The organism is Halomonas sp. GFAJ-1 (genome assembly GCF_000236625.2).
Lineage (GTDB): Bacteria > Pseudomonadota > Gammaproteobacteria > Pseudomonadales > Halomonadaceae > Vreelandella.
Window position 1 is genome coordinate 1 of the sequence record NZ_AHBC01000083.1, and the last position, 1,035, is coordinate 1,035.

1 protein-coding gene is annotated in these 1,035 nt (G+C 57.4%); it reads left to right on the top strand.

Annotated features, from left to right (window positions below; all coding sequences use genetic code 11):
- On the top strand, nt 1–1,035 hold a 1,035-nt coding region (locus MOY_RS16375; protein WP_009102104.1), incomplete at both ends, for a transketolase-like TK C-terminal-containing protein.

Here is a 1,035-nt window from a genome sequence, read left to right on the forward strand (position 1 = left end):
GAGGACTCCCCCGAGCTTAAGTACATGCACCTGCAGCGTGAGCGCTTGAATGGCTACCTGCCAAGCCGCCGTAGTGATTTTGACGCGCTGGAAATACCGGCCCTTGAAGATAAAACGTTTGCCTCGCAAATGGGCGGCTCCAAAGGCCGTGAAGTCTCCACCACCATGGCGTTTGTGCGGATTCTCAATGGCTTGGTGAAGGATAAGGCCCTTGGCAAGCTGGTCGTGCCGATCATCCCTGATGAAGCGCGTACTTTTGGTATGGAAGGCATGTTCCGTCAGTTAGGTATTTATACCGCTGAAGGCCAGAAGTATGAGCCGGTGGATAAAGGCCAGATCATGTACTACCGCGAGGACCAGAAAGGTCAGGTCCTTGAAGAGGGTATTACTGAAGCGGGCGCCATGTCTGCCTGGATCGCTGCGGCGACCTCCTACAGCAACAACCACGTGACGCTGCTGCCGTTCTACATCTACTACTCGATGTTTGGCTTCCAGCGCATTGGTGATTTGGCCTGGGCCGCCGGCGACCTGCAGGCCCGTGGCTTTATGGTCGGTGGCACTGCCGGGCGCACCACGCTCAACGGTGAAGGCCTGCAGCACCAGGATGGTCACAGCCTGATTCAGGCATCGACCATCCCCAACTGCCGCAGCTACGACCCGACCTATGCTCATGAAGTGGCGGTTATCGTTCAGGATGGTCTGAAGCGCATGTTCACTGACAAAGAGAACTGCTTCTACTACCTGACGGTGATGAACGAAAACTACGAGCACCCCGCACTGGAAAACGTACCCGCCGACGATATCGTCAAAGGTATGTACCTGCTCAACGAAACCCAGGGTGACAAAGGTCGCGTTCAACTGCTGGGCTCCGGCACTATCCTGCGCGAAGTCGAAGCGGCCGCCGAGCTTCTGGCCAACGACTGGGGCATTGGTGCTGACATTTGGAGCGTCACCAGCTTTAACGAGCTGCGCCGCGAAGCGCTGCTGCTGGAGCGCGAAGCCTTCTTGAACCCCGATGACGAGGCCGCCAAGCCC